Annotated in this window: 20 protein-coding genes and 1 pseudogene; 7 read left to right on the top strand and 14 right to left on the bottom strand. The window is 69.7% G+C overall.

All coding sequences use genetic code 11. The annotated features are described in order from the left end of the window. Positions 1 to 138 precede the first annotated feature (138 nt). The 7 genes and pseudogenes from ACFWZ2_RS09475 to ACFWZ2_RS09445 form a co-directional block, all read right to left on the bottom strand. Positions 139 to 1,182, bottom strand: a complete 1,044-nt coding sequence (locus ACFWZ2_RS09475) for a serine hydrolase domain-containing protein (protein ID WP_384544045.1) — start codon at positions 1,180 to 1,182, stop codon at positions 139 to 141. 88 nt (positions 1,183 to 1,270) lie between these two features. Further along, positions 1,271 to 2,392, bottom strand: a complete 1,122-nt coding sequence (locus ACFWZ2_RS09470) for a glycosyltransferase family 4 protein (protein ID WP_384544043.1) — start codon at positions 2,390 to 2,392, stop codon at positions 1,271 to 1,273. Further along, the gene (locus ACFWZ2_RS09465) at positions 2,389 to 2,925 is read right to left on the bottom strand and encodes a deoxycytidine triphosphate deaminase (protein ID WP_384544041.1); all 537 of its coding nucleotides are present in this window, start codon (positions 2,923 to 2,925) and stop codon (positions 2,389 to 2,391) included. Before ACFWZ2_RS09465 ends, ACFWZ2_RS09470 begins: the two co-directional genes overlap by 4 nt. Next, the gene (gene dcd, locus ACFWZ2_RS09460) at positions 2,922 to 3,461 is read right to left on the bottom strand and encodes a dCTP deaminase (RefSeq protein ID WP_384544039.1); all 540 of its coding nucleotides are present in this window, start codon (positions 3,459 to 3,461) and stop codon (positions 2,922 to 2,924) included. Before dcd ends, ACFWZ2_RS09465 begins: the two co-directional genes overlap by 4 nt. Then, complete coding sequence (locus tag ACFWZ2_RS09455) at positions 3,458 to 4,693, bottom strand: bifunctional metallophosphatase/5'-nucleotidase (RefSeq protein WP_384544037.1); 1,236 nt, start codon at positions 4,691 to 4,693, stop codon at positions 3,458 to 3,460. The genes dcd and ACFWZ2_RS09455 overlap by 4 nt, the downstream gene beginning before the upstream one ends. Next, positions 4,690 to 5,973: a UDP-N-acetylglucosamine 1-carboxyvinyltransferase gene (locus ACFWZ2_RS09450; protein ID WP_384544189.1), complete on the bottom strand. Its 1,284-nt coding sequence runs from the start codon at positions 5,971 to 5,973 to the stop codon at positions 4,690 to 4,692. Before ACFWZ2_RS09450 ends, ACFWZ2_RS09455 begins: the two co-directional genes overlap by 4 nt. 129 nt (positions 5,974 to 6,102) lie before the next feature. Beyond that, positions 6,103 to 6,447, bottom strand: a pseudogene (locus ACFWZ2_RS09445) (ATP-binding protein); the annotation flags it as partial. 176 nt (positions 6,448 to 6,623) lie between these two features. On the opposite strand from ACFWZ2_RS09445, the gene ACFWZ2_RS09440 reads away from it, so the two are divergent. Both ACFWZ2_RS09440 and ACFWZ2_RS09435 read left to right on the top strand, forming a co-directional pair. Then, the gene (locus tag ACFWZ2_RS09440) at positions 6,624 to 7,904 is read left to right on the top strand and encodes a helix-turn-helix domain-containing protein (RefSeq protein ID WP_384544035.1); all 1,281 of its coding nucleotides are present in this window, start codon (positions 6,624 to 6,626) and stop codon (positions 7,902 to 7,904) included. Next, on the top strand, positions 7,901 to 8,470 hold the full coding sequence (locus ACFWZ2_RS09435; protein WP_384544033.1) for a flavoprotein: 570 nt from the start codon (positions 7,901 to 7,903) through the stop codon (positions 8,468 to 8,470). Before ACFWZ2_RS09440 ends, ACFWZ2_RS09435 begins: the two co-directional genes overlap by 4 nt. Here the strand turns inward: ACFWZ2_RS09435 and ACFWZ2_RS09430 are convergent, their stop codons facing one another. The 5 genes from ACFWZ2_RS09430 to ACFWZ2_RS09410 all read right to left on the bottom strand — a co-directional run bounded on the left by ACFWZ2_RS09430 (position 8,471) and on the right by ACFWZ2_RS09410 (position 13,682). After that, a complete protein-coding gene (locus ACFWZ2_RS09430; protein ID WP_384544031.1) occupies positions 8,471 to 8,851 on the bottom strand; it encodes a hypothetical protein in 381 nt (126 codons plus the stop codon). A 102-nt stretch (positions 8,852 to 8,953) separates the two neighbouring features. Then, the gene (locus ACFWZ2_RS09425) at positions 8,954 to 10,654 is read right to left on the bottom strand and encodes a mobilization protein (RefSeq protein ID WP_384544029.1); all 1,701 of its coding nucleotides are present in this window, start codon (positions 10,652 to 10,654) and stop codon (positions 8,954 to 8,956) included. A 4-nt stretch (positions 10,655 to 10,658) separates the two neighbouring features. Beyond that, positions 10,659 to 11,060, bottom strand: a complete 402-nt coding sequence (locus tag ACFWZ2_RS09420; RefSeq protein ID WP_384544027.1) for a plasmid mobilization protein — start codon at positions 11,058 to 11,060, stop codon at positions 10,659 to 10,661. Between the two features lie 331 nt (positions 11,061 to 11,391). Continuing rightward, the gene (locus tag ACFWZ2_RS09415; RefSeq protein ID WP_384544187.1) at positions 11,392 to 12,075 is read right to left on the bottom strand and encodes a DUF2637 domain-containing protein; all 684 of its coding nucleotides are present in this window, start codon (positions 12,073 to 12,075) and stop codon (positions 11,392 to 11,394) included. A 338-nt stretch (positions 12,076 to 12,413) separates the two neighbouring features. After that, the gene (locus ACFWZ2_RS09410) at positions 12,414 to 13,682 is read right to left on the bottom strand and encodes a DUF3631 domain-containing protein (protein WP_384544025.1); all 1,269 of its coding nucleotides are present in this window, start codon (positions 13,680 to 13,682) and stop codon (positions 12,414 to 12,416) included. Between the two features lie 294 nt (positions 13,683 to 13,976). On the opposite strand from ACFWZ2_RS09410, the gene ACFWZ2_RS09405 reads away from it, so the two are divergent. From ACFWZ2_RS09405 to ACFWZ2_RS09385, 5 genes are all read left to right on the top strand, one after another. After that, entirely contained in the window at positions 13,977 to 14,483 is a 507-nt protein-coding gene (locus ACFWZ2_RS09405; protein WP_384544023.1) for a helix-turn-helix domain-containing protein, read from the top strand. 125 nt (positions 14,484 to 14,608) lie between these two features. Then, a complete protein-coding gene (locus ACFWZ2_RS09400) occupies positions 14,609 to 14,986 on the top strand; it encodes a helix-turn-helix domain-containing protein (protein WP_384544021.1) in 378 nt (125 codons plus the stop codon). A 32-nt stretch (positions 14,987 to 15,018) separates the two neighbouring features. Beyond that, complete coding sequence (locus ACFWZ2_RS09395) at positions 15,019 to 16,524, top strand: LacI family DNA-binding transcriptional regulator (protein WP_384544019.1); 1,506 nt, start codon at positions 15,019 to 15,021, stop codon at positions 16,522 to 16,524. A gap of 134 nt (positions 16,525 to 16,658) precedes the next feature. Continuing rightward, positions 16,659 to 17,819, top strand: coding sequence for an epoxide hydrolase family protein (locus tag ACFWZ2_RS09390; protein WP_384544017.1), 1,161 nt, complete (start codon positions 16,659 to 16,661; stop codon positions 17,817 to 17,819). A 17-nt stretch (positions 17,820 to 17,836) separates the two neighbouring features. Further along, the gene (locus ACFWZ2_RS09385) at positions 17,837 to 19,036 is read left to right on the top strand and encodes a winged helix DNA-binding domain-containing protein (protein WP_384544015.1); all 1,200 of its coding nucleotides are present in this window, start codon (positions 17,837 to 17,839) and stop codon (positions 19,034 to 19,036) included. Between the two features lie 42 nt (positions 19,037 to 19,078). On the opposite strand, the gene ACFWZ2_RS09380 is transcribed toward ACFWZ2_RS09385, so the two are convergent. Both ACFWZ2_RS09380 and ACFWZ2_RS09375 read right to left on the bottom strand, forming a co-directional pair. Continuing rightward, on the bottom strand, positions 19,079 to 19,489 hold the full coding sequence (locus ACFWZ2_RS09380) for a hypothetical protein (RefSeq protein WP_384544013.1): 411 nt from the start codon (positions 19,487 to 19,489) through the stop codon (positions 19,079 to 19,081). Positions 19,490 to 19,858: 369 nt separating this feature from the next. After that, complete coding sequence (locus ACFWZ2_RS09375) at positions 19,859 to 21,868, bottom strand: FUSC family protein (RefSeq protein ID WP_384544011.1); 2,010 nt, start codon at positions 21,866 to 21,868, stop codon at positions 19,859 to 19,861. Positions 21,869 to 21,904 lie beyond the last annotated feature (36 nt).

The following is a 21,904-nucleotide window of genomic DNA, read 5'->3' as shown; positions in this document are numbered from 1 at the left end:
AAGCGGTCCTGGGAGCCATTCGAGTCCCCATCCTGGTGGTCATCTCCGGCGCTCCTGGCCTGGTCGACGCCCATCTGGCGAAGGCTGTCGACAAGGCCCGCCCCGTGGAGTGAGCGTGCCCGCCGAGCGGCTCTCGCCTCAGTCGAAGGCGAGCCCACGGAAGGTGTTGCGGATGTCCGTCAGTGGTTGACGGTCGCGCGTGTAATAGAGCTTGTTGGTCAGGAACACCGCCCATCGCCGTTGACGAGGCGAGATCCACATGCCGGTGCCGGTGAAGCCGTAATGGACCCAGACGTCTTCGGCGGGGGTGGTGCCGGGGGCGGGGTGCCAGAACAATCCGCGTACGGGTTCCAGGGCTCCGGTCTGGACGGTCAGTGATTCTGCGGTCCATGCCGGACCGAACCCGGCCCGCACCGGGGCGGCCGTGGCGTCGAGCATGTAGTGCAGGAAAGCGGCGAGGTCGTCGAGGATCGTGAAGACACCGGCGATTCCGCATGCTCCGCCCAGGAGCCGGGCCGAGAAGTCGTGGGCAACGCCCTTGAGGTGCGTATCGGTGTCCTGGTCGAGTTCGGTCGGTGCGCAGCGGGCGGCGACCTCGGCCGGCAGCGGCCCGAAGCGGGTGGAGTGCATGCAGAGCGGCCGCCAAGTCCTCTCCACGGAGAGGTGGTTGAGGCTCTCGCCAGACAGGTATTCGGCGAGGTAGCCGAGGACGAGGGCGGCTCGGTCGGTGTACTCGACGGCCTCGCCGGGCTGGCGGTGCAGGGCTTCGTGTAGGACGCCGTCGCGGATGTCCTGGGCATCGGTGCCGTAGAGGTTCTTCAGCTGAGCCCGCAGAGGAAGGCCGGCGGTGTGGGTCAGCAGGTGCCGGGCTGTTGCCGCTCCGAGTGGGTGGCCGGCGACCTCGGGCCAGAAGGCGTCGAGCGGGACGTCGAGGTCGAGCTTGCCGTCCTCCCAGAGAGCACCGATCGAGGACCAGACGGCGAGGATCTTGGTGAGGCTGGCAGCGTCGAAGATGGTGTCCCGACGCATCGGAGTATCCGGCTCGTCGGGGTCGAGGACGCCAGCCGTGCCCGACGCACCGACGCCGACGGCGTCGCCAACGGCCCACACGGCGCCTGGGTAGACCTTGTCTCGGACGCCTTCACCCAGCAGCTGCTCGATGCGATCGGTGCGGTACGTCATGGTCTCCCTGTTCGTCGTGGGTATCCCGTCGTCAGGGTAGTGACGCGGGCGGGAGGGTTCGGGGAACGCTTCCGCCTTGGTGTCGGCATCAGGTGAACTGCTGACCGAGTTCGGTCAGGGCCTGAGCGGTCACCGAGAGCGGATAGCGGGCGGCGTTCGCGTAGCCCGCCTGCCGAAGCGCCGGCAGCAGGGCCGGCGCGGTGCGCAGCCGATCCAGGTCGCGGGCGAGCGCGGCGGAGTGAGTGAAGTCGGTGGCCACCCCGGACACGGCGAGAACCTCGTTGAGGCCGGGCACTGGCTGGTAGAGGACGGGCAGGCCACAGGCTTGGGCCTCCAGCGCGACCAGGCCCATGGCCTCCAGGGTCGTGGACGGCATGACCAGTACGTCGTGCTCGGCGAAGGCTTTCCACAGTTGTGGGCGGCGGAGCCAGCCGAGATACCGGGCTCGCACTCCGGTCCGCTGGAGCAGCGGGGCCAACGCGTGGAACTGGGTTCTCGGCGCGGCGATGCTCAGTTCGATGCCTGGAATGGGGGCCAGGGCTGTGACCAGGTGTTCGGCTCCCTTCTCGGCGGTCAGTCGCCCTGCATACAGCAGCCGCAGGTGACTGGTCGAGCTGCGCGCGGGCCGGGACGGCGGATCGGTGAGCAGATGGTCGGGGATGCCCCAGGGGATGTGGACAACCTTGTGGCGGTCAACCTGCGGGGCGAGCCGGAGAAGGCGATCGGCCATCGCGCCCGTGGGGACCACGATCGCGTCGGCGGCCCTCGCTGTCTCGCGAAGGACTTGGAGTTGGTCGCGGTGGGCTTCGGCGAAGAGCAGGTCGGTGCCGTGGACCAATGCGATCCGCGGATGCGTTGGCAGGGCGCGGAGCAAGGCTGGTGTGGCGCCGAACGTGAGGTGCTGCAGGTGCAGTACGCCGATCTGCGCTGGGTCGATCGCGGATATGAGGGCCTGGCGCAGCGCCGCGACGTAGCGACTGAAGCGGGCGCCTTCCATGCACTTCCCGGACACCGGCAGCATGTTGAGCCCCGCCGGAAGCCGGGGTCTGGGGCCCGTTGGCGCCAGCATGAATGCCCGCGCGGGGATCAGGGGTTTGTCGCCTGTGTAGAGGTCGAGGAAGAGTTCGACGCTGCCTCCGGGGCTGCCGGCCGGGAGGTCCAGGAAGGTGGCGGTCAGCGGACCCGCGTCCGGGTGTGCGGCGGGGTTCACAGCGCTCCTTGAGGGATCTCTTCGTACAGGCGGGAGATGTCGATGCCGTTCGTGGCGGCGTACTTGGCGGGCTGTTGCTGGTAGCTGGCGGGGACGCCGAGGGCTGTGAGGAAGACGAGCTTGCCGAAGGTCATTCCCGGATAGATCCGGGCGGGCTTCGCGGCCCGGATCTCCAGGGTCCAGCGGATCGCGTGGCCCTGATGGCCGAGCGGGGCGGAGACGTGGACCCAGATGCCGAGAGCGCCGATGGTGCGGTCACCGTTGAGTAGTTGCGCGTACGTTTCCGAGCCCGTCCTCTCCAGAGTCACGCCGAGGTAGAGCACTCCGGGCCGCAGAACCAACCCGGAGGCAGGGATGGGGTGTTCGGTGAACACGGTGGGCGCAGCGGCGTCGAGTTCGCTGTCGCAGACGCGGATCGTGTTGCCCAGGCGCCAGTCGTAGGAGTTGGGGGAGAGCCGTGCCGGATCGTAGGGGGCGATGGTGATCTCTCCCGTGCGGACGGCGGCGGCGATGGCCGGGCCCGTGAGGATCATGACGCGACCGCCTGGATGCGTGCCGAGTCCCGCCAGTAACGGGAGGGCTGCGGGCCGGCGGCGCCCTGGTACTTGCCGCGGTACAGATCGACGTCGCCGGTGGAAACGAAGAACATGACCTGCCCGATCTTCATGCCCGAGTACACCCGCAGCGGGCGGATGGGCGAGAGCATCAGCGTCCACTGACCGTGGAACCCGATGTCGCCGATAGGCGCGGTGATCTCGACGAACAACCCGAGCCTCCCGACCGACGAACGGCCGAAGAGCAGCGGGACGAAGACGTCCGAGCCGACCTCCTCGACGGTGTGGCCGAGGTACAGCTCTCCAGGCTGGAGGACGTATCCATCCTTGCCGATCAGGATGGAACGGGTGGGGTTGGCGCGGTGGGCGTCGATCACCTTGGAGGCGTACGTCAGCAGGGTGGAGCCGAGGCGGACGTTGTAGCTGTTGGGGTTCGTCTGGTCCGGTGCGAAGGGGGTGATGCGCAGGCGGCCGTCGGTCACGGCGGCGTTGATCTCGGGCCCGGTGAGGATCATTGCTCGCCTTCTTCCTGAGGATCGACGGAGTTGGGGAGCGGGGCAGTTAGGACGCGGCATACGGCCTGGCCGAGTCGTATGCCTGCTTGATGAGTTCGTCCGCCGAGATAGCTGTCGGCGAGGTAGTCGGTGGTCAGCACGGTGCGGACCTCCGGTGGCAGGGGAGTGGGGGCGACGACAAGGGGGCCGACACGGTCGGTGAGGTGGTCGAGCAGCTTGTCGTGGTCCTGGGCGCGATCCTTGGGGAGGAAGGCGTGTACGAGCTGGTTGTCGAAGGGCTCGATGGCCAGCAGGTCGCCGAGGGTGAGGGTGGCGCCGAGCTGCACGGGGCGCAGTGCGGTCTCGTTGAGGACGACCGCGTCAGCACCGAGTCCGGTGTGCAGTCGACCGGCGATGTCTTCGAGTAGGCGACGGCGGTCCAGAGGCATGTTGCGGAGGGGCTCGGCCACGGTGCCGAGGGGACTGTTCAGTTGCTGCCCGATGGTCGAGATCTCTGCCAGCAGGGCGGCGAGGCCGTGAGGAGCGGCGTGGGCGTCGGGGAAGGTGCAGGTGCGGGCGGCCCATCCGCTGCCTACGGGTTCGGCGGCGGCGTATCCGGCGCCGAGTTCGCGTCCCTTGACCACCAGGGTGTCGCCGACGTGCGTGGGGCCGAGGGTGTCGCTGTGGCAGTGCCCGGCGAAGATGACGTCGGCGAACGGGCAGGCGGCGGCCAGCTTCAAGTCCTCCTCGAAGCCGGAGTGGGACAGCACCATCCAGGCGTCGGCCCGATGGTGGTGGTTCAGCATCACTTCGCGCAGGGCCTGGGCGGGGTTGGTGACGCGGTGGCCGGCGCGTTGATCGACGGGAATGGCGTTGAACGCCTGCGGGCCCATCACCGCGGTGACAGCGACCCGCCGACCTCCGATGTCGGAGATGCGTACGCGGTCGAAGAGCGGCTCACCGCTGTCGCCGGTCGTGTTCGCGCACACCGTCATCCGGTGTAGCCGTGGCTCGAAGTAGTGCGGCCAGCCGTGGTTTCCGGGTGCGAGTACGTCGTACAGGGTGGTGAGGATCTCGCGCTCGATGCGCCCCTTGCCGAGGTGGTAGAAGCCGCTGCCCTCGAAGAAGTCGCCGCAGTCCACGATCAGGCTGTCGGGCCTGGCGGCGTGGAGGTAAACGAGCATCGGTATGGCCGAGTCAAAGGTGGAGTGGACGTCGGTCGTGGCGATGATCCGCCGTAGCTGACGGTTCACGGGAGCACCTCGCAGATGTCGGCGCCCAAGGCGTGCAGCTTGACGGGCAGGTCGGCGTGTCCGCGCCGGAGCTGTTCGAGGCCGCCGAGCGTGGTCACGCCGCGAGCGGTTAGGCCGGCGATGAGCAGGGCCGAGCCCGTACGGATGTCGGTGGCCTCCACTCCGGCGCCCGTCAGCTGCTGCGGCCCGGCGAAGCGGCACTGCGTTGATGACAGCTCGTCGATCGTGGCCCCGAGGCGGACGAGCTGGGGCAGCAGGTTGCCGTGGCGGCCGGGGTTGATGTCGTCGGAGAACAGGTGGGTGCCGGGAAGGGTGAGGGCCAGGGCCATCAGCGGTGGTTCGAAGTCCGCGTCCAGGCCGCCGGGGGACAGGGAGGCGATGGCTCGTAGCGGTCGGCCCGTGGGCTGAGCGTCCTCGGCCTGGACGGCGAGGGTGCCGTCCTTGGCCTCTGCGGGTACGCCGAGCCAGCGCAGTGCGCTGACGAGGGGCGCGACGTTGTCGCTGCGCACGCCGAGGACGCGTGCGTTGCCCCCGCTCACCGCGACCGCGCAGGCCAAGGTGCCGGCCTCGATCTTGTCTCCGGGCACCCTCCACGCGAGCGTGTCGTCGGTGACGGACCGCGGCGGCTGGAGCGTGAGGACGGTCTCGCTGATCCGACATTCCCACCCAGCGATCTCCAACGCTTCTATGACGCTGAGCACTTCGGGCGACAGATTCGGTTGGCCCAGGCGTAGCGGCCTTCCAGCGACGACCGCGCGCAGGACAGCGGCGATGCTCGCTCCGCGGGACCGGAAGGGCAGCATGATCGACACCGTGCCGCGTCCACCCGTGGCCGCCTCGACGACATAGCCGCGGTCATCGACGGTCGTGCGATCACCGAAGCGCTCGTACACCTTGAAGTGCTGCTCCATCCCGCGCTGCCCGATGGCACAGCCGCCCGGCCACGGCAAGCGGGCTCGTCCGTAGGCGCCGAGCAGTGCTGGAACCAGGTAGTACGAAGCCCGGATGCGGGCGGCGACCTCGGGGTCCGGATCAGGCTGTGGTTTGTCGCTCGGCAGGATCACCGTGGTGTGTGGATCGCTGACCGGACAGGCCGCGTGCCAGCCGGCCTGCTGGAGAAGGGTGAGCATCGTCGCGACATCCGTGTTCGCCGGGACGTTGCTCAGGTGCACCGGGCGGTGGATGGCCGCCGCGGCGGCCAGCAGGGGCAGGGCGGCGTTCTTCGATCCGTCGACGGTCACCGCCCCGGTGAGCGGAGCGCTCGGTCGCACGGCGACCACTTCGGCGGCGACTGGGGGAATCCGCACGGCAGGCAACAGTCGACTCCTCTGCTGGGGAAGGTGTGTTGCGAGGACTGGAGGCGGGACGCTGCACTCGAACTCGGCCCAGCAGCGCTTGCCGGAAGGCAGCGAGTCGAAGCCGTGGCGATCTGCGAGTGCGGCGACGAGGAAGAGACCGCGACCGTCTTCCTCGTCCGCATTGGGCAGGCCGATCTCGGGGATCTCGGAGCTGGTGTCGATCACAGCGATCCGCAGTGCTCTGTCGTGCAGGTCGGCGCCGGCCGTGATGGGACCGTCGTGTGCGTGCCGAACCGCGTTCGTGATCAGCTCCGAGGCCACCAGCTCTGCTGCATCCAGGAGTTCAGACCCCAGAAGGGCGCCCCAATTCCGTATCTCCTCGGCGATCTGCCGGCGCGCGTTCGCGGCACCGGCAGGTGTGCCGGAGACGGAAATCCGGATGTGGTGCGCCTCCATGAGCGGCCTCCTGGATCGGTTCGGCCACTCCAAGCAACCGCCACACGGGCCCCGCGAACCAGGACGTGTGCCGGTGCTGCATCGTCTATGCAGGAGCTGCATCACGGTGAACTGCCAGTCCATTACGCTCGGTTGAGCAGGCAGGATCGGCGACGGCAGGAGGAGCCGTGGCACAGATGGCCGAAGCACAAAGCGAAGCGAGACGGATCGGTGAAGTGATCCGTCAGGCACGCGTATTACAGCGGCGCTCGCAGAAGGACGTCGCGTCCGCCCTGGGCTATCACCAGTCCAAGGTGAGCCGCCTGGAAGGCGGCCGGGGCACGGAGGACGTCCGCATGCTGCGTGAGGTCGCGCAGGTGCTGGCGATCCCGCCGCACCGCCTCGGCCTCGCCGCCGCTTCGGACATCAGCCCCTCCGAACCAGAGACATCCGAGACAGAGGACATGCGCCGCCGTACCGTTCTCGCCGCCGGCATCGCCGCGCTCGCGGCCCCGACCATCCCCACCACCGCCCACCAGGACCTGGTCCAGTCGCTACTGCCCGGAGCGGCCCGCGTGACTGCCGAGCCGGTGCCGGATCTCCAAAGCCTGCGAGACAAAGTCACAGGCGTACGACGCCTCTTCTGCACGTGCGAGTACACCGAGCTAGAGGGCACGCTGCCCGTCCTGATCGGGCAGCTACGGCAGGCCATCAGCGAAAGCCCCGGCTCGAGCGACCTGTCCGGTCTCCTCGCCACGACGTACCAGACCTCGGCGAGCCTGCTGCTCAAGCAGAGTGACCAGGGCAACGCCTGGCTCGCGGTCGGACGCGCCATGGCCGAGGCCGAACGCTCCGGCGACCCCGTCGTCCTCGCCTCCAGTGTCCGCGTGCACGCCCACGCCCTGGCCCGCGACAGTCACACCGCCCAGGCTGTCACCCTTGTCCGGCACACTGCCGACCAGCTCACGGGTTCGTACGATCAGCGGTCCCCGAGGTACCTCGCGGCGCTCGGACTGCTGCTCCTGCGCGGGGTCACCGCCGCCAGCAGCGGCGGTGACCGCTCCGCGACCCAGGACTTCCTCACCGAGGCGAAGGAAGTCGCCCGTTACGTCGCGCTCGACAGCCCCGACGCCTGGGCCAACTTCAGCCCGACCAACGTCGCCCTGCACGGACTCAGCGCGGCCGTCGTCTTCGGCGACGCGGGCGTCGCCCTGGACACCGCCCGACCTCTCATGCGCCGACACATCCCCGTCCCGGAGCGCCGTGCCGCCCTGTGGATCGAGGCCGGCCGCGCATACAGCCAGCAGGGCCGCCTGGCGGACGGCTACCAGGCCCTACGTATCGCCGAGAGCTGCGCGGCCCAGGACATCCGCCGCCCGGCCGTCCGCGAGCTGGTGGCCGACATGGCCGTCCGCGACCGCCGCCGTACGCTGCCTGAACTGCACCGCTTCAGTCGCCAACTGGGAGTCCCCGCGTGAGTGATCAGCCAGACCAGCAGACCGAGCCGACCCAGAGGAAGCCGTTCCTGTACGTCGTCGTGTGCGCCTGCGGCATCGCCGGCGACGTCGGCAAGCTGATCACCGCGGCTCAGGAGGCGAACTGGGATGTGGGCGTCGTCGCCACTCCTCAGGGCCTCGGCTTCATAGACGCCGAGGCGATCGAGACCCAGACCGGCTACCCGATCCGCTCGGCCTGGCGGCAGCCCGGCGACCCTCGCCCGCTGCCGCCGGCCGACGCCATCGCGGTGGCGCCGGCGACCTTCAACACGATCAACAAGTGGGCGTCCGGGATCTCCGACACCTTGGCGCTGGGCATCCTGTGCGAGGCATACGGGATGGGCATCCCGATCGCCGCGTTCCCGTACCTGAACCGGGCCCAGGCCGCCCACCCCGCGTACGCACGCAGCCTCGATGTGCTGCGCGAGATGGGCGTCCTGATCGGCTCGTACGAGCCCCACAAGCCGAAGGCCGGCGGCGGTGCCGACCGCTACCGCTGGGAGGAAGCGCTGGAGCTGCTCACTCCCAAGCTGTCCGCGTCGGCCTGATCAGAAGGTGTACGGGGCGAACGGACGAACTGGTTCACGGACGAGTCGGAGGATTCGATCGACTTCGGCCCGGTCTTCCTCGCTCATGATCTTGGCGGCGTTGCCGAGGGTGTTCTCCCCGAGCCGTTCCAAGAACAGGTCCAGAAAGCGCACCGATACATCGGCAGCGTCCCGCTTCGTGCGTCGGTACTCCTGATAGCGCTCTATCTGTGCCTTGGCCTCTTCGAGTTCGGCGCGAGTGGCCTGCAAGGCGATGACCTGTTCCGCGTACGTGAACGGCCGTCCGTCAGTGTGAGACCACGTGTGGGTGTCTGTGCGGTAGGTGAAGTCCGCATCGCATAGGAGGGCGACGATGCGGGGTCGAACTTCGGTCTGAGCCATACAGGGGTTCCTTCCGGGGCCGGGGGTTGAGGCACAAATGCTCCGGACGATCCCCGGTTTCGGTAACCGGGGATCGTCGGCTATGTTCCGCTCGCTCGCTGGTCAGCGCCGGTGCGACGGTGACCGCGGTTGAAGCGGGGCGACGGCCGTCGGGAGGACTGAAGCGCCGTGACCTTGTGCAGCGCTCCGAGCCTTGGCTGCCTGGGCCCGGGGACTGGGGGCATGACGCTCGCCGAGACGGCGGACGCGCCAGGTCAGCGCACGGGCGGGGCTGTGGGCGTCGTCCAGGGGGCGTTGGCCGAGTGCCTGGTCGAGGACGGTGGTCGCGTTGTGCCCGGCGGCCTCTGCCTCGGCGAGCACGGTGGCGAGGGCTTCCCAGGCGGGGTCGTTGAGGATGCGCTCGGCGTGATCGGGGACCGCCTGCTGGAGGTGGCGGGCGAAGCGCTGTTTCATCTGGAGGCCGGGTGTGCGTTGCGCGAGGCCCGCCAGGACCGGCTCGGAGACCTGTGCGTACGCGATCTGCAGGTGGACGAGCGCCTGCTCGGCCGCTGCTTCTTGCTGGGTGTGCTGGTGCGTGCGGTGCCAGTGCATCGCGAACGCCACCGCCGTGAGCACGGTGTCCAGGAGCATCGCGAACCCGGACCCGTCGCCGTCGGTGGGCCTCTCGCGCCAGATCGCCTGGACGCTGCGACGCAGGGCACGGGTGCTGTCCAGGTCGGCCGCGATGCGGGAGCGGGTGGCGCGTTCGAAGGCGACGGCGGCTTGCTCAAGCTCAGCCCTCACCGTGGCCGGCCCGGTGATCGGCAGCAGATCCAGCATCGCGCCGAGCGCGACCAGTTGGCCTTGAGCGGCCTTCTCATCGCCCAGGAAGAGGTGGTGGGGGATACGTTCCGCGGCGGCTGTCGCCTGGTGCCACGGGTCACCTGGACGGACAGCGACCGGCTCAGGGCTTGTGGTGGCGAGGCTCTTGCGGATCTTGGGCAGGGACAGGTCGGGGGCGAGGGTGGAGCCGGCGTAGAACACCGGCTCGCCCTTGTCGTTGGTGTCGTCGGGCAGGGCGAAGTTGCAGCCGAGCGCGTCGCCGGAGGGGCCGAGTTTGAGGCGCACCGTAACGCCGGTGGCCTCCAGCAGGGCGAAGAACTCGGTCTCGTCGGATGCGGCGGCGACGGCTCGGCGTACCCGCAGGCGTAGGACATCGCGGGTGGCGGCGTCCTGGCCCAGGCGCTTGGCTTTGAAGTGCTCCTTGCTGGTGGGAGTCTTGGCGGCGGTTCCGTCGCCCTGCTTCAACCGCCTGAGCCCGTAGTCGATTTCGATCTTGCGGGCCTCGCGCTGGACGGCGCGCTGGTCGTAGCCGCGCTCGGGGCGACGGCCGTCCTGGCGTACGAGGGTGGCGGCGATGTGGATGTGATCGTCGGCGTGGCGGACAGCTACCCAGCGGCAGGCTTCCTGATCCCCGTCGGGTGCGATGCCGGCGGCGGCCACGATGCGTCGGGCGATGTCGGCCCACTGGGCGTCGGTGAGGATCGGGTCCTCGGGTGCGGCGCGGACGGGGCAGTGCCACACGGTGTCCTTGGGTGCCTTGTCGCCGAGCATCTTCACGGGCTGGTCGAGCTGGGCGACGAGCTGGGCCATCACTTCCTTGGGATCGCGCTGGGGGCTGCGGCCGGGATCGGGGGCGAAGCCGTTCCAGGACGCCACGAGGTGAGGGTCGATGTGTTCGTTGGCACGGCCCTTGCCGAAGAGGTAGCCGATCGTGCGGCGCGTGGCCTCCGGACCTGAGCCGAGAATGATCTTGGGTATCAAGTGCTCACCGCCCCTCAGTGACCTGAGCGATGGCGGTGTCCAGCTCGGCGACGGTCGCTTCGAGGCGGTCCAGGAGCTGTTGCACGGTGTCGGGGTGGGGCCAGGCGCCGTCCTTGTGGAGGTGCCAGGTGAGCTGGTTGAGGTTGCTGCCGATCATGCCGAGTTGCCCGTTGGCGGCCATGAGCGCCTTGATCATGGCGCGGTAGTCGGCGACGGCTGCGGTGGGGTCCTCGGAGCGGGCGGCGGCGAGCGAGCACTCGGCCACATAGCCACCCGGCGCCATACGGCTCAGGGCGGCAGCGTTCTTCACGAGGGTGAACTCGTCGTCGCTGTAGCGGGGGTGGACGCGGCGCTCGCGCAGCTGCTTGTCACGCAGACGGCGACGCGGCGCAGACTGCTTCGGCACACTCGACGACGGCTCGGCTCCTCCTGTCTCGGTCGGCACCCCTGGGCCGTCCGACGCTGGCGCCGCCCCGGCGCCGGAAGCCTCCGCCCCCTGCGGGGCGGGGGCCGGGTAAGGACTCCTTACCCGACAACTTGCTGCGCTGTTGAGGCTGGTGGTGCCGTCGAGGTTGGTGGTTTTCTCCGTTTGGGAGGAGGGGAGTTCGTGGTGCTGGTCGTGCATGGGTGGTTCTCCGTGGGGCGCTGGTGACGAGTGCTTCGCTGCGTGTGACCCCGTGTCCCCGTGCAGACATGCACGGGGACACGGGGTGGGCTGTACGGCGCGTACGCAGGGGTCAGGCGGCGCTGGCCGGGGCCTGGGCGAGTTCCCTCGGCTGCTGAGAGGCGGCCTCGTCGAGTTCGGCCTGAAGGATGTCCTTGAGCTTGTCCGCCTCCGTCCTGCCGATGGTCAATTCCCTGGTACGGAACGTGGCTTCGATGTGGCGGCGTGAGGCGCGACCCTTGCGGCCCAGCGGCGCGGTGCGCGCGAGGGCGAGCCGTTCGGGAGAGATCTCGCGGGGCTCGTGATCCCGTGGCTCGGCGGAGGGTTGCGGGCCGTTAGCCACTTCAGTGGTGTCCGGGGCCACGTCGGGCGAGGTGGCCGGCTCGGGGGTGTGGTGCAGGACCTTCGCCACGAGGTCGGAGCCGAAGTAGATCGACCCGACCGGGAGGGAGGTCGCCAGCAGGACGAGGGCCCAGTTCGCCAGGTCCCAGTCGGTCAGTCGGCCCCACCGGACAGACTCGGTGTGCAGGGCCGGTACGAGGCCGTGGACGTAGTTCAGCAAGAGGCTGGCGATCGTGTAGGTCGCCAGGACCCGCAGTGCGAACTTCCGGTCGGCGCCGGGCAGTACGAGGGTGGCGACCAGGGCGAGGGCCATCAGTCCGTCGACCACGATTGGGTAGAGCAGGGCGGCGGTGTAGTCGGCGCCGACGGCGCGAGCCACGTCGGACAGCGCGTTCCACGAGACCCGGAACGCCATGAGGACGACGGCCACCAGGCCGAGGACCAGGGTGGTGTGGGCGCGTACCCGGCGAGCAGCTCGCGGATCGGTAGTAGGGCGACGCGAATCAGTTCGGCGGAGGAGGGCGGTGATGCGGGTGAACAAGCGGGGTACTCCAGGTGGGCTTGGAGGCGGCGGCTTCGGCGCAGGGCAGAGCAAGCTGCGGCCGCCGTGGGGTGTGATGTCTCGTCTCACTCGTCGCATGCCTGGTCAGGGCAGGTACGAGTGATGTGGTGATGTCGACTCGACTCGTTGCGGCTCCCTCACTCGTCCCCGCGCTGACCTGCGCAGGGACGAGTGGTGCGAGTGGAGTCGGGTCAGGCCGCGGTGCCGGGAAGCGGACCGTCGGCTGACGCGGCGGGCGCGTCCGTCGCCTTCGGCTCGGGGCAGTAGCGGGCCCAGGTGTCGAGGAATTGGTTGCGCGCGAAGCCCTTGGCTTGGGTGCCGTCGGGGAAGCGACGGTTGGCCGAGCCGATGCCGTAGGGCTTCAGGAGCAGCTGCAGGCCGCGCGGGGTCAAGCCGTTGGCGCCGTACTCCGCCCACGGCGCTTCCCTGTCCGCGTTCAGCGACTCCAGCAGGTGCTTCGTGCTCAGTACGGCTGGGTCGCCGACGGCGGCGAAGGCGCGGCGGATGCCGACCAGGAGGCGAGTGCGCAGGCCGCCTTCCTCGTCCTGGCCGGCCTCGTAGTCGGTCATGGTGCGGCAGGCGGTGCGGGCCAGCATCGGCCAGTCGCTTCCGGCGAGGTCGGCGATGATGACCAGGGGTTCCCAGGTGTCCGCCGCGCGGTCCTCGACCGGCATGGGCGGCTCCATCTCCAGGGCCTGCTCGTAGAGCGGCTGGAGCCAGGCGTGGAGGCGGTCGCGGATCGCGTTCAGGGCAGGAGTGTCCCGGCCGGTGCGGAAGGAGGCCACCTTCTCGCCCGCCGCGCGACGGCGCATCCGGATGACCACCGCCCTGTCCATGATCGTGTCGGGCAGGTCGCCGATCCCGGCGAGCGCGGCCATGGCGAAGGTCGGGAACTCCTGCACCTGGTGCTCGGGCCCGGACACCCGCAGAGTCGGCCGGCCACGCTGGTGGCCCGCGTTGATCAGGCCGCGGACCTCCTCGTTCTTCTCCGCGGCCTTGGTGGTGCTGAACATGGCGTCGGCCTCGTCGACCAGCAGGGTCGGCGGGTCGTCCCCGTCGATCGACCGGAAGATCGCCGCTGCGGTGGCGTTGACGGTGATCAGGCGGTTGTGCACCGTCTCGGTCACCACGTCCAGGAGCCTGGACTTACCGCACCGCTTCTCCGGAGCGACGATCGCCAGACGCGGCGCGTGCTGCCACGCACGCTGCAGATGCGTCGCCGCGATCCACAGAGCCACCGCTGTGACGGCCTCCTCGCTGGGCATCGCCACGTATCGCTTGATCTGCGTACGCAGGTGGTCCAGGATCTTCGCGCCCTCGGATATGGGCACAGCCTTGGACGCGTCGTCGTCCGCGGGTGGTGCGGTGGAGTCGGCCGGTTGGCCGGGCACGGCAACGGGAGGCCACGACGTGGCGGCGTCGTCGGGAAGGGGTGGCGTACTCGGCTGGAGATCGGTCATACTGGGCATCAGCTCCTCTGCTTGCGGGCCATATGGGACGGCAATCCCGGTCTCCGCAGGTTGATCGCTAGGGATGGCGGTTGAGAGGTTTGCGCTTGAGCCCCCGGCATCGCCGGGGGCTTCTTTCATTTCGCGTGCGGGCGTGTGGGCTCCTGAGGTCGGTGGGGTGGGGTGCCACCACTATGCCACATGAATTGCATATCGCAGAAGTGTTCTGCATCTCGCAGTACGCATGCTACTGTTATGGGGTCCTTGCGAATGGCAGGGCGCTGCTACGAACGGAAGGAGGTGGCCATGGCGGATGAGGACCCGCCGCAGGGCGTGCTGCTCAGCGGCGAGGGCAACGTCGCGGTGCGCATCAAGCTGGAACGCGAGGCGCGCGGCTGGAGCACCAACGCCCTGTCCGATCGCATGAACGAGGCCGGCTTCGAGATGAACCCGTCCGCGGTCTGGCGGATCGAAAACGGCAAGCGCCGCATCAACCTCGACGAGACCATCGGCTTCGCCGAGGTCTTCGGTCTCGACCTGCGCAACCTCGTCGGCCCTCCGCAGTTGGCCGCCAAGGCCCGCGCCATGGAGCTCATCGACGAGATCCTCGATGCGTTCCGCGCGACCCAGCGCGCCAACATGGCCTTCACCGAGGCGCGCGACGCCCTCGACGCCTACCTCACCGAGCACCCCGACGTGCGCGAGGAAGCCGACGTCATGGTTTCCAACGCCATCGCGGAGGAGGCCAGCAAGACCATGCTGAAGATGCACGGGCCTCCGCCTGGCGGCGCCGACCCCGTCGAAGAGGCATAGCTCCCGGCTCCCACTCCCGTCCTGGGCCCGCAAACCCCCAGCACGGGCAGCTCACTCCCATCCCTAGCGATCGACCGGCGGACCGGCGTTGCCGCGCCCATGCCCGCCAGAAGAGGAACCACCCCTTGCGCCAACCCGCGATATCCCCTGCCTCCACAACGACCCCGTACGCCGAGGCCGCCCTGCCGCGCCTCTACGTCCCCGAGGAAGTCGCCGCCGCACTCGGCTGCTCGGCCTGGTGGGTCAAGGATCGCGCCCGCCGACGGCTCATCCCGTTCACCCGCGTCGGCCGCGCCTACCGCTTCTCGGACGAGCACCTTGCCGAGATCATCCGCATGCACGAAGAGCGCCCGGCCCAGACTCCGCAGCGCCCTGGCGTCGTCCCGGCACCGACCCGAAAGCCCCGCCCTCGGCAGCAGCCCGAGACGGCTGCCCCCACGGTCCGTCTAAAGGCCCGCCCGCCACGCCGGATGACCAAGTCCCAGTTCGGAACCGCTGCTTAACGCACCCCACACGACAGAAGGGAGGGAAATCTGTGGGGTACGCAGAAAAGCGCGGTGGCTACTGGCGAGGCCGCTACAAGATTGAGGACGGCAAGTACGGCACCGTCGCCGATTCCGCGGGCGTCGTGGTCAAGTTCGCCACCAAGCGCGAGGCCAAGCAGGCCGCAGACGCGGAAGAGGTGACCGTTCGGCGCGGCCAGTGGCGCGACCCGGGCCTAGGTCAAGAGACCTTCGGCGAGTACGCGAGCCGCTGGTACGCCGCCCAGGACCTGGCCGCCTCGACGATGCAGAACTACAGGCGGCACATCGAGGAGCACCTGCTCCCCGACTTCGACGACAAGGCGCTCGCAGGCATTCTGCGTACGGATGTCGACGCCTGGGAGAAGAAGGAGCGGGCCTCGTACGCGGCGTCCAGCGTCAAGACCTGGCGCTCCACGCTCCACCTGATCTTCGAGGACGCGATCGAAGAGGGCCTGCTCACGTCCAACCCGGCAGCGAGGCGCCGAGGCCGGGGCAAGCGCGCCGGCCGCTCGCGCGACCGTGGCCCGGAGAAGGTCGTCACCGACGCGCTCGGCATCCTGCTGACCGCCGAGCGGGCCTCCCTGCTCTCCGGTCGCGACGACGAGTTCGTCGCCACGGTCCTCAAGGGCTACACCGGTAAGCGCTGGGGCGAAATCGTCGGCCTGGAAACGGAGTTCGTACGCCCCAACGCCTTCCGCGTCGAGTGGCAGCTGTACGAACTCGACACGGGCGAGCTGGTGCGCTGCCCGCCCAAGGACGACAGCTACCGCGACATCGACTCGACGGACTGGCTGTCGGCCTTGGTCTTCAACCACATCGCCCGCACGAAGCCGACACCCTGCCCCTGCCACGGCAGGACGTACGTCTTCCGTGGCCAGGGTGCGGCGCGCACTGGCGGCCACCAGGGCGCGAGGCTCGTCGACGTCGCCCGCCGCGCCGGAGTCTCCACGGGCACGGTCTCCAACGTCCTCAACCACCCCGACCGCGTACGCGAGGACACCCGAGTGCGCGTCGAACTCGCCATCGCAGAGCTCGGGTTCGTACGGGGAGGCACCACGTCCGAGCACGCCGCTCACTGGCGCCGCAACGGCTTCGCCACTTGGTTGTTCACGCCAGCGGTTTCCGGCTGGTACCCGAAGAAGGCACCCCAGGAGGCCCGCCCGGTACCGATCCTCGGCGAGCCGTGGCCGGGCATCCCGGCCCGAGGCCGAGGCGCTGCTGCTCGGGCGGAAGCCTGCTGGCTCCCGATCGCCAAGGGCCTCACACCGCACGGCCTGCGCCACACCCACCGGACGATGATGGAGGACCTCGGCACCGAGAAGGTCCTCATGGACGAGCGCATGGGCCACATCGACGGCTCGGTCTCGGCGCGCTACGCGCACGTCACGCCAGGCATGCGCCGACGCCTCATGGCTGGTCTGACCGAGCAGTGGGAGGCGGCGCTCGCTCTCCGGCGGGCGCTCCACCCGCGTTCCCCAGTAGCCGCGCTGGATCGACTTCTGCGTACCGGCGGCTGACGTATCGATTCCGGCCCTCCTCCAGGAGGGCCGGAATCCGCCGGGTCCCCATACGCCTCCCTTGCGGGGTGTTGCTGGAGCAGGCGACCGATCCATCCCTTTCATGGCGATTCACTCGTGGTCGCCATATATTGATGATCATGTGCGCTGACCTCAGCCCGTTCCGGATTCAGATCCCCCAGGCCGATCTCGATGACCTGCACGACCGCCTGGCTCGTACGAGGTCGCCGTACCCGGTACCTGGCACCGAATCGGAGTGGGATCATGGCATCCCGTCGGACTACCTCCATGAACTGGCCGACTACTGGGCGGACGGGTTCGACTGGCGGGCCCACGAGGCCAGGCTGAACGCCTTCCCGCACTTCCTGACCGAGATCGACGGCCAGACCATCCACTTCCTACACATCCGCTCACCGGAGCCGGACGCCACGCCGCTGTTGCTGAACCACAGCTACCCGACCTCGTTCGTGGAGTTCCTGGAAGCGAGCGGGCCGCTGACCGACCCGCGCGCCCACGGCGGGGACCCGGCCGACGCGTTTCACGTCGTCATCCCCTCACTGCCGGGCTTCGCCTTCTCCAGCCCGCTCTCGTCGCGCGGCTGGAACCTGGAGCGCACCGCCCTGGCGTACGGGGAACTGATGACCCGCCTCGGCTACGAACGCTTCGGCGTCGAAGGCGGCGACCTCGGCGCCGGCGTGACCGGTCGGATGGCGATGCTGTTGCCCGAGAGGGTGATCGGCGCGCACACCCATGGCGACCGGCTCCAGCTCGGCATGGCAGGCGAGGACCTCCCGGTGCCGGAGGGGCTGAGCGCGGAGGAACAGGCCGGGCTCGAAGCGGCACAGCGCAGCTGGTCGCAGATGAAGGGCTACCGGGTCCTGCACTCGACCGCGCCCAACGCCCTGTCGGTCGGTCTGGCGGACTCGCCGATCCTCCAACTGGCCTGGATCGCCGAGAAGTTCGTGCAGTGGGCCAACCCCGCCACGCCGATCAGCCGCGAGAACGTGCTGATCACGGCGAGCCTGTACTGGTTCACCCGGACCGGCCCCGCGGCGGGCGACTTCTACTGGGAACTCGCCCACGCCGACAACCCGGGTTGGGGCGGCGCCTCCGACGTCCCCATGGCCTCCTCGCTCTTCTACAGCGACCCGCTGGTCCGCAAGGTCCTCGGCCCCGCCGCCGACAGCGGAATCTTCTTCCGGGAGCACACTGAGGGCGGGCACTTCCCCGCGTTCGAGGTTCCCGACCTGTTCGTCGACGACATCCGCGCCTTCTTCCGCAGCCTTCGCCGCTGACGCGGCGCCCATCCGCCATGGCCGCGAAACGTCCCAAGATCAGTGACCGGCAGCGCCGCGCCATGCTGGTCCGTCGTCACCTGCTCGCACCGTCCGCCCGCGCGACATCGGTGGAGCAGGTGGCCGATGCCCTGGTGGCGCTGCATGCCACCGAACCGGCCACGGTGTTCCTGTCCGTGGCCGCGCGGATGACCGGAGCGACGCCGCAGACGGTGGAGCAGGCGCTGTACGAGGACCACAGCCTGGTGCGGATGCTGTGCATGCGCCGCACCGTGTTCGTGGTGCCCAAGGACCTGGCGCCGGTGGTGGAGGCGTCCACGGCCCGTACGGTGGCAGCCCGGGAACGCGCCGCCTTGATCAAGGTACTGGCCGAGCAACTCCCGTACGACAAGGCGTGGTTGAGCGGAGTCGAAGCCGATGTCATCACCGCTCTGTCCGAGCTCGGTGAGGCCGACGCCACCCAGATCGCCGACGCGGTCCCGCAGCTCAAGGAGCGGATCACGCTCTTCCCGGGCAAGCCGTACGAGACCCGGCCCCGGATCAGCAACAAGGTGCTGACCGTGCTGGCGGCCGAAGGCCGCATCCGCCGTGGGCGCCCGCAGGGCACGTGGGTCTCGGCCAAGTTCCGGTGGACCCTGGCCGAGCCCCACCCCCAACTGCCCGCCGACCAGGCCAGGTTGACGCTCGCCAGGCGCTACCTGGCGGCGTTCGGCCCGGTCACCCTGGACGACATCAAGTGGTGGACCGGCTGGAACCTCACCGACACCCGCACCGCCCTGGCAGGCACCGACGCCATCGAGGTCGACCTCGGCCACGCCACCGGCTACGTCCTGCCCGACGACGCCGTCCTCGACCTGCCCGACCGGGCCGACACCGGGGCGGCGGTATCGCTGCTGCCCACGTTGGACCCCACCGCGATGGGCTGGCGCGACCGCGACTGGTACCTCGACCCCGCCCACGTACCGGAACTCTTCGACCGCAACGGCAACATCTGCCCGACCCTGTGGTGCGACGGCCGCATCATCGGCGGATGGGGCCAGCACCAGGACGGCCACATCGTCACGCACCTGTTCACCGCCACAACGGACCGCCGAATCCGCGCAGCCATCGCGACCGAGGCCGAACGACTCACCGACTTCCTCGGAGACATCCGGATCCGACCTCACCTGCGGACCCCACTCGTACGCCGCCTGGAGGCAGCTTCACGGGCGGATTGAGCTGGGGGACTGAGCCGCCTGAGAACGATCTCCGGGAACGAGTCAGGCCCGCAGCCCCGTGAGGGCCCGACGGCACGCGTCGGCCGCGTGTTTGGTGGCCTGGGCGCACAGACGGCAGTGTTCGTGGTGCACGCCGTGCTGACTGCACTGCGCGTTACTGCGCTCGCAGGCGATGGCGCAGGCTTCCAACTGGGCTGTCAGCAAGGAGTGTTCTGCGTCGGCGCCTCGGGTGAGGACACGGCGGGTGGCAGCGGTGACGTCGGCACAGTCCAGGTCACGGTTGATGGCGTCGCGCAGTTCGTCCGCCTCCTTCTCGGCGAGCATGCCGGCCGCGCAGGCGGTGACGGCGACTTCGCAGGCGGCGAGCGCGTCGGCGGTGGTGGCGACGAGGTGGTTGTCGAGGTGGTCGGCGCGCGCGGCGACGCTGTCGAACATTTCGCGGGTCTGGAGCATCACGACTCCCGGTGGGCGCTGGGAACTTCCGCCGTTAGTACCGGCCTGCGGGGCCGGGAAGGGCGTGCGACCGGCATGAGGAGGCGGGTGCCGGACCGCACGCTGTGCGCCGGAGTGTTCAGTCGGGGCCGCCAGGTGACCAACTCAGTTGAGGAATATGGGTCCTTGGCGGTGCGCGCTCTGGTCAGGCATGGTCGGCCTGTTCGCCGACTTCGTGTACGAGGGCGTGCGCTCGGTCACCGGTCCGGCCCCCGCGCCGACCTCGCTGACGCGATCCCCGCCGTGCCCCCGAGGCCGCCGAACAAGCGGCCTGGGCCCACACCCGCACGGTGCAGGAAGCCCTCGACCGGACGTTGCGAAGCGAACCGGTCAGGCGGCCGGGTGGTCCGTGGTGTCCGGTGAGGCGATGGCTCGTGCGGCGTGCACCTCGCGCCGTAGGGGTGTGAGTACGCCGTCTGCGGCGTCGTCTTCGACGGGCGGGTCCGGTACCGGTGCGAGGGAGGTTGTCCCACGTACCGTCTCCGCCAACTCCTCTAGTTGCAGGGCGAGTTCCTCGGCCCCGGCGGGTGGCGGCCAGGGGGCTCCGTGGCGCATCCGGATGCGGGCGGCGGTGGTCGCGTCCACGATGCGCTCGACCGCGATGACCAATGGCCACCAGGTGGCGGCGCGGGTTCCCATCGGTGGTGGTTCGGTCAGGGCGCGCTGGAATTCGGTGCGTACGGTGGCCAGGTCGAGGTAGAGCTGCCTGCGCATGCGGGCGCGGGCGGCGCGGTCGGGGACGCCGGGCGCGTCGGGGTCGAGGAAGGCGCACTCGACGTAGCGCGCGGTGTTGTCCACGGTGGCGGCGAGTTTGTCGCCGATGCGGGTGCGCCAGCTCTCCGGCCACAGCAGATAGCCCGCGACGAGGGCGATGCCGCAGCCGATGAGGGTGTCGTACAGGCGTGGGGCGATCAGGTGGGTGCCCTGGTGGTTGATGACGTCGGACATCAGCAGGATCACCGGGGTGACGGCCAGGTTCTGGTAGCCGTAGCCGCGCGGGGCGAGGGCGGGGATGAGCGGGGCGAGTAGGGCCATGGCGAGTACGTCCCACCAGCCGCGCGGTACCTGGGAGAGCACGAGGGCCGCGAGCAGCAGGCCCGCGGCGATGCCGACAGCGCGGAGTACGGCCCGGGAGAAGACCGAGCCGAAGTCGGGCTTCATGACGAACACGACCGCCAGTGCCACCCAGTAGGAGCGGGGCACCTCGATGAGAGAGGTCAGGGTCTGGGCGAGGCCGATGCACAGGGCCAGGCGCAGGCCGTAACGCCAGGAGGCGCCGGAGCACAGCACGGTGCGGGCGGCGCGGCGGGCGCGTTCGCGCAGGGCGGCGGGGCGGCCGAGCCGGTCGTCGACATCGCCCGGGTCGTCGTCTGTGAGGGTTTCGGCGGCGTGGCGCAGGGCGTCGTCGAGCGCGCGCGTGGCGGGATCTTCGGGCTCGGGCAGGTGCAGGGCGAGCGGCCCGGTGAAGCCTCGGTCGACGGCGTCGGCGAGAGTGCGCACGGCGGCGGGCACGGTGTCGGGCAGCGGACGAGCGGAACGTTCGGCGTACTGCTGCACGGCGGGCGCGGCCTCGATGACGGGGATCAGGGCGTTGAGCAGGCCGACCAGGCGCACCAGGTCCTGGTTGCGGCCGTGGTCGCGGGTGCGGCGGGAGAGCAGGATGTCGTACGACTGGTTGAGGGACTGGGTGACGTGCTGTCGGGCGGTGGCGTACGCGTCCGGTCCGAGCGCCGCCGCGTCCAGGAGGTCGGCGACCGCGCGGTAGGTGCCGGCGACGGCGGCCCGCTCGGGCAGCCCGGACCGCAGCGGCCAGGCGAGCAGCGAGAGCACGAGGACGAGAAGCCCGCCGACGCCCATCAGGACGGCGCCGGCCCACCAGGGCTCGGGCATCGGAAGCCCGGCACCGACGACCGTGTTCATCAGCAGCAACATGCCCGAGGCCGAGGAGACGGCCCCGATCGTGGAGATCATCCCGGAGACCAGCGCGACGGCGGTGACCACGGCAACCGCCGCCCACCCGTGCCCGTACACCACAGTGCCAAGCGCGATGCCGACGGAGCTGAAGAACTGCGGCACGCCGATGTTGAAGACGCGCATGCGGTACGTGCTCGTCGGGGAGTCCCCGCTGATGACACTGGAAAGCCCGCCCATCGAGGCCAGCGCCCCGTACGCGGGATATCCGGTGGCGAACCCGGCGGCGAGTGGCAATGCCATGCTGACGCTCGCGCGGGCGACGGCGGGCCACGGGGTGCGGGCGGGCCGCGGCTTCAGCGGGTCGAGGGTGCGGGCCAGCCACCCGGGTGGGGAGAGGCGTGAGCCGGGGCCGGCGGTGTTCGCCATCGGTGTCCTCGTCATGTGGGCTCGTAGGGAGGCGCG

The sequence above is a fragment of the Streptomyces sp. NPDC059002 genome (assembly GCF_042740435.1).
Taxonomy (GTDB): domain Bacteria; phylum Actinomycetota; class Actinomycetes; order Streptomycetales; family Streptomycetaceae; genus Streptomyces.
This window is presented reverse-complemented; position numbering and strand designations above follow the sequence as displayed.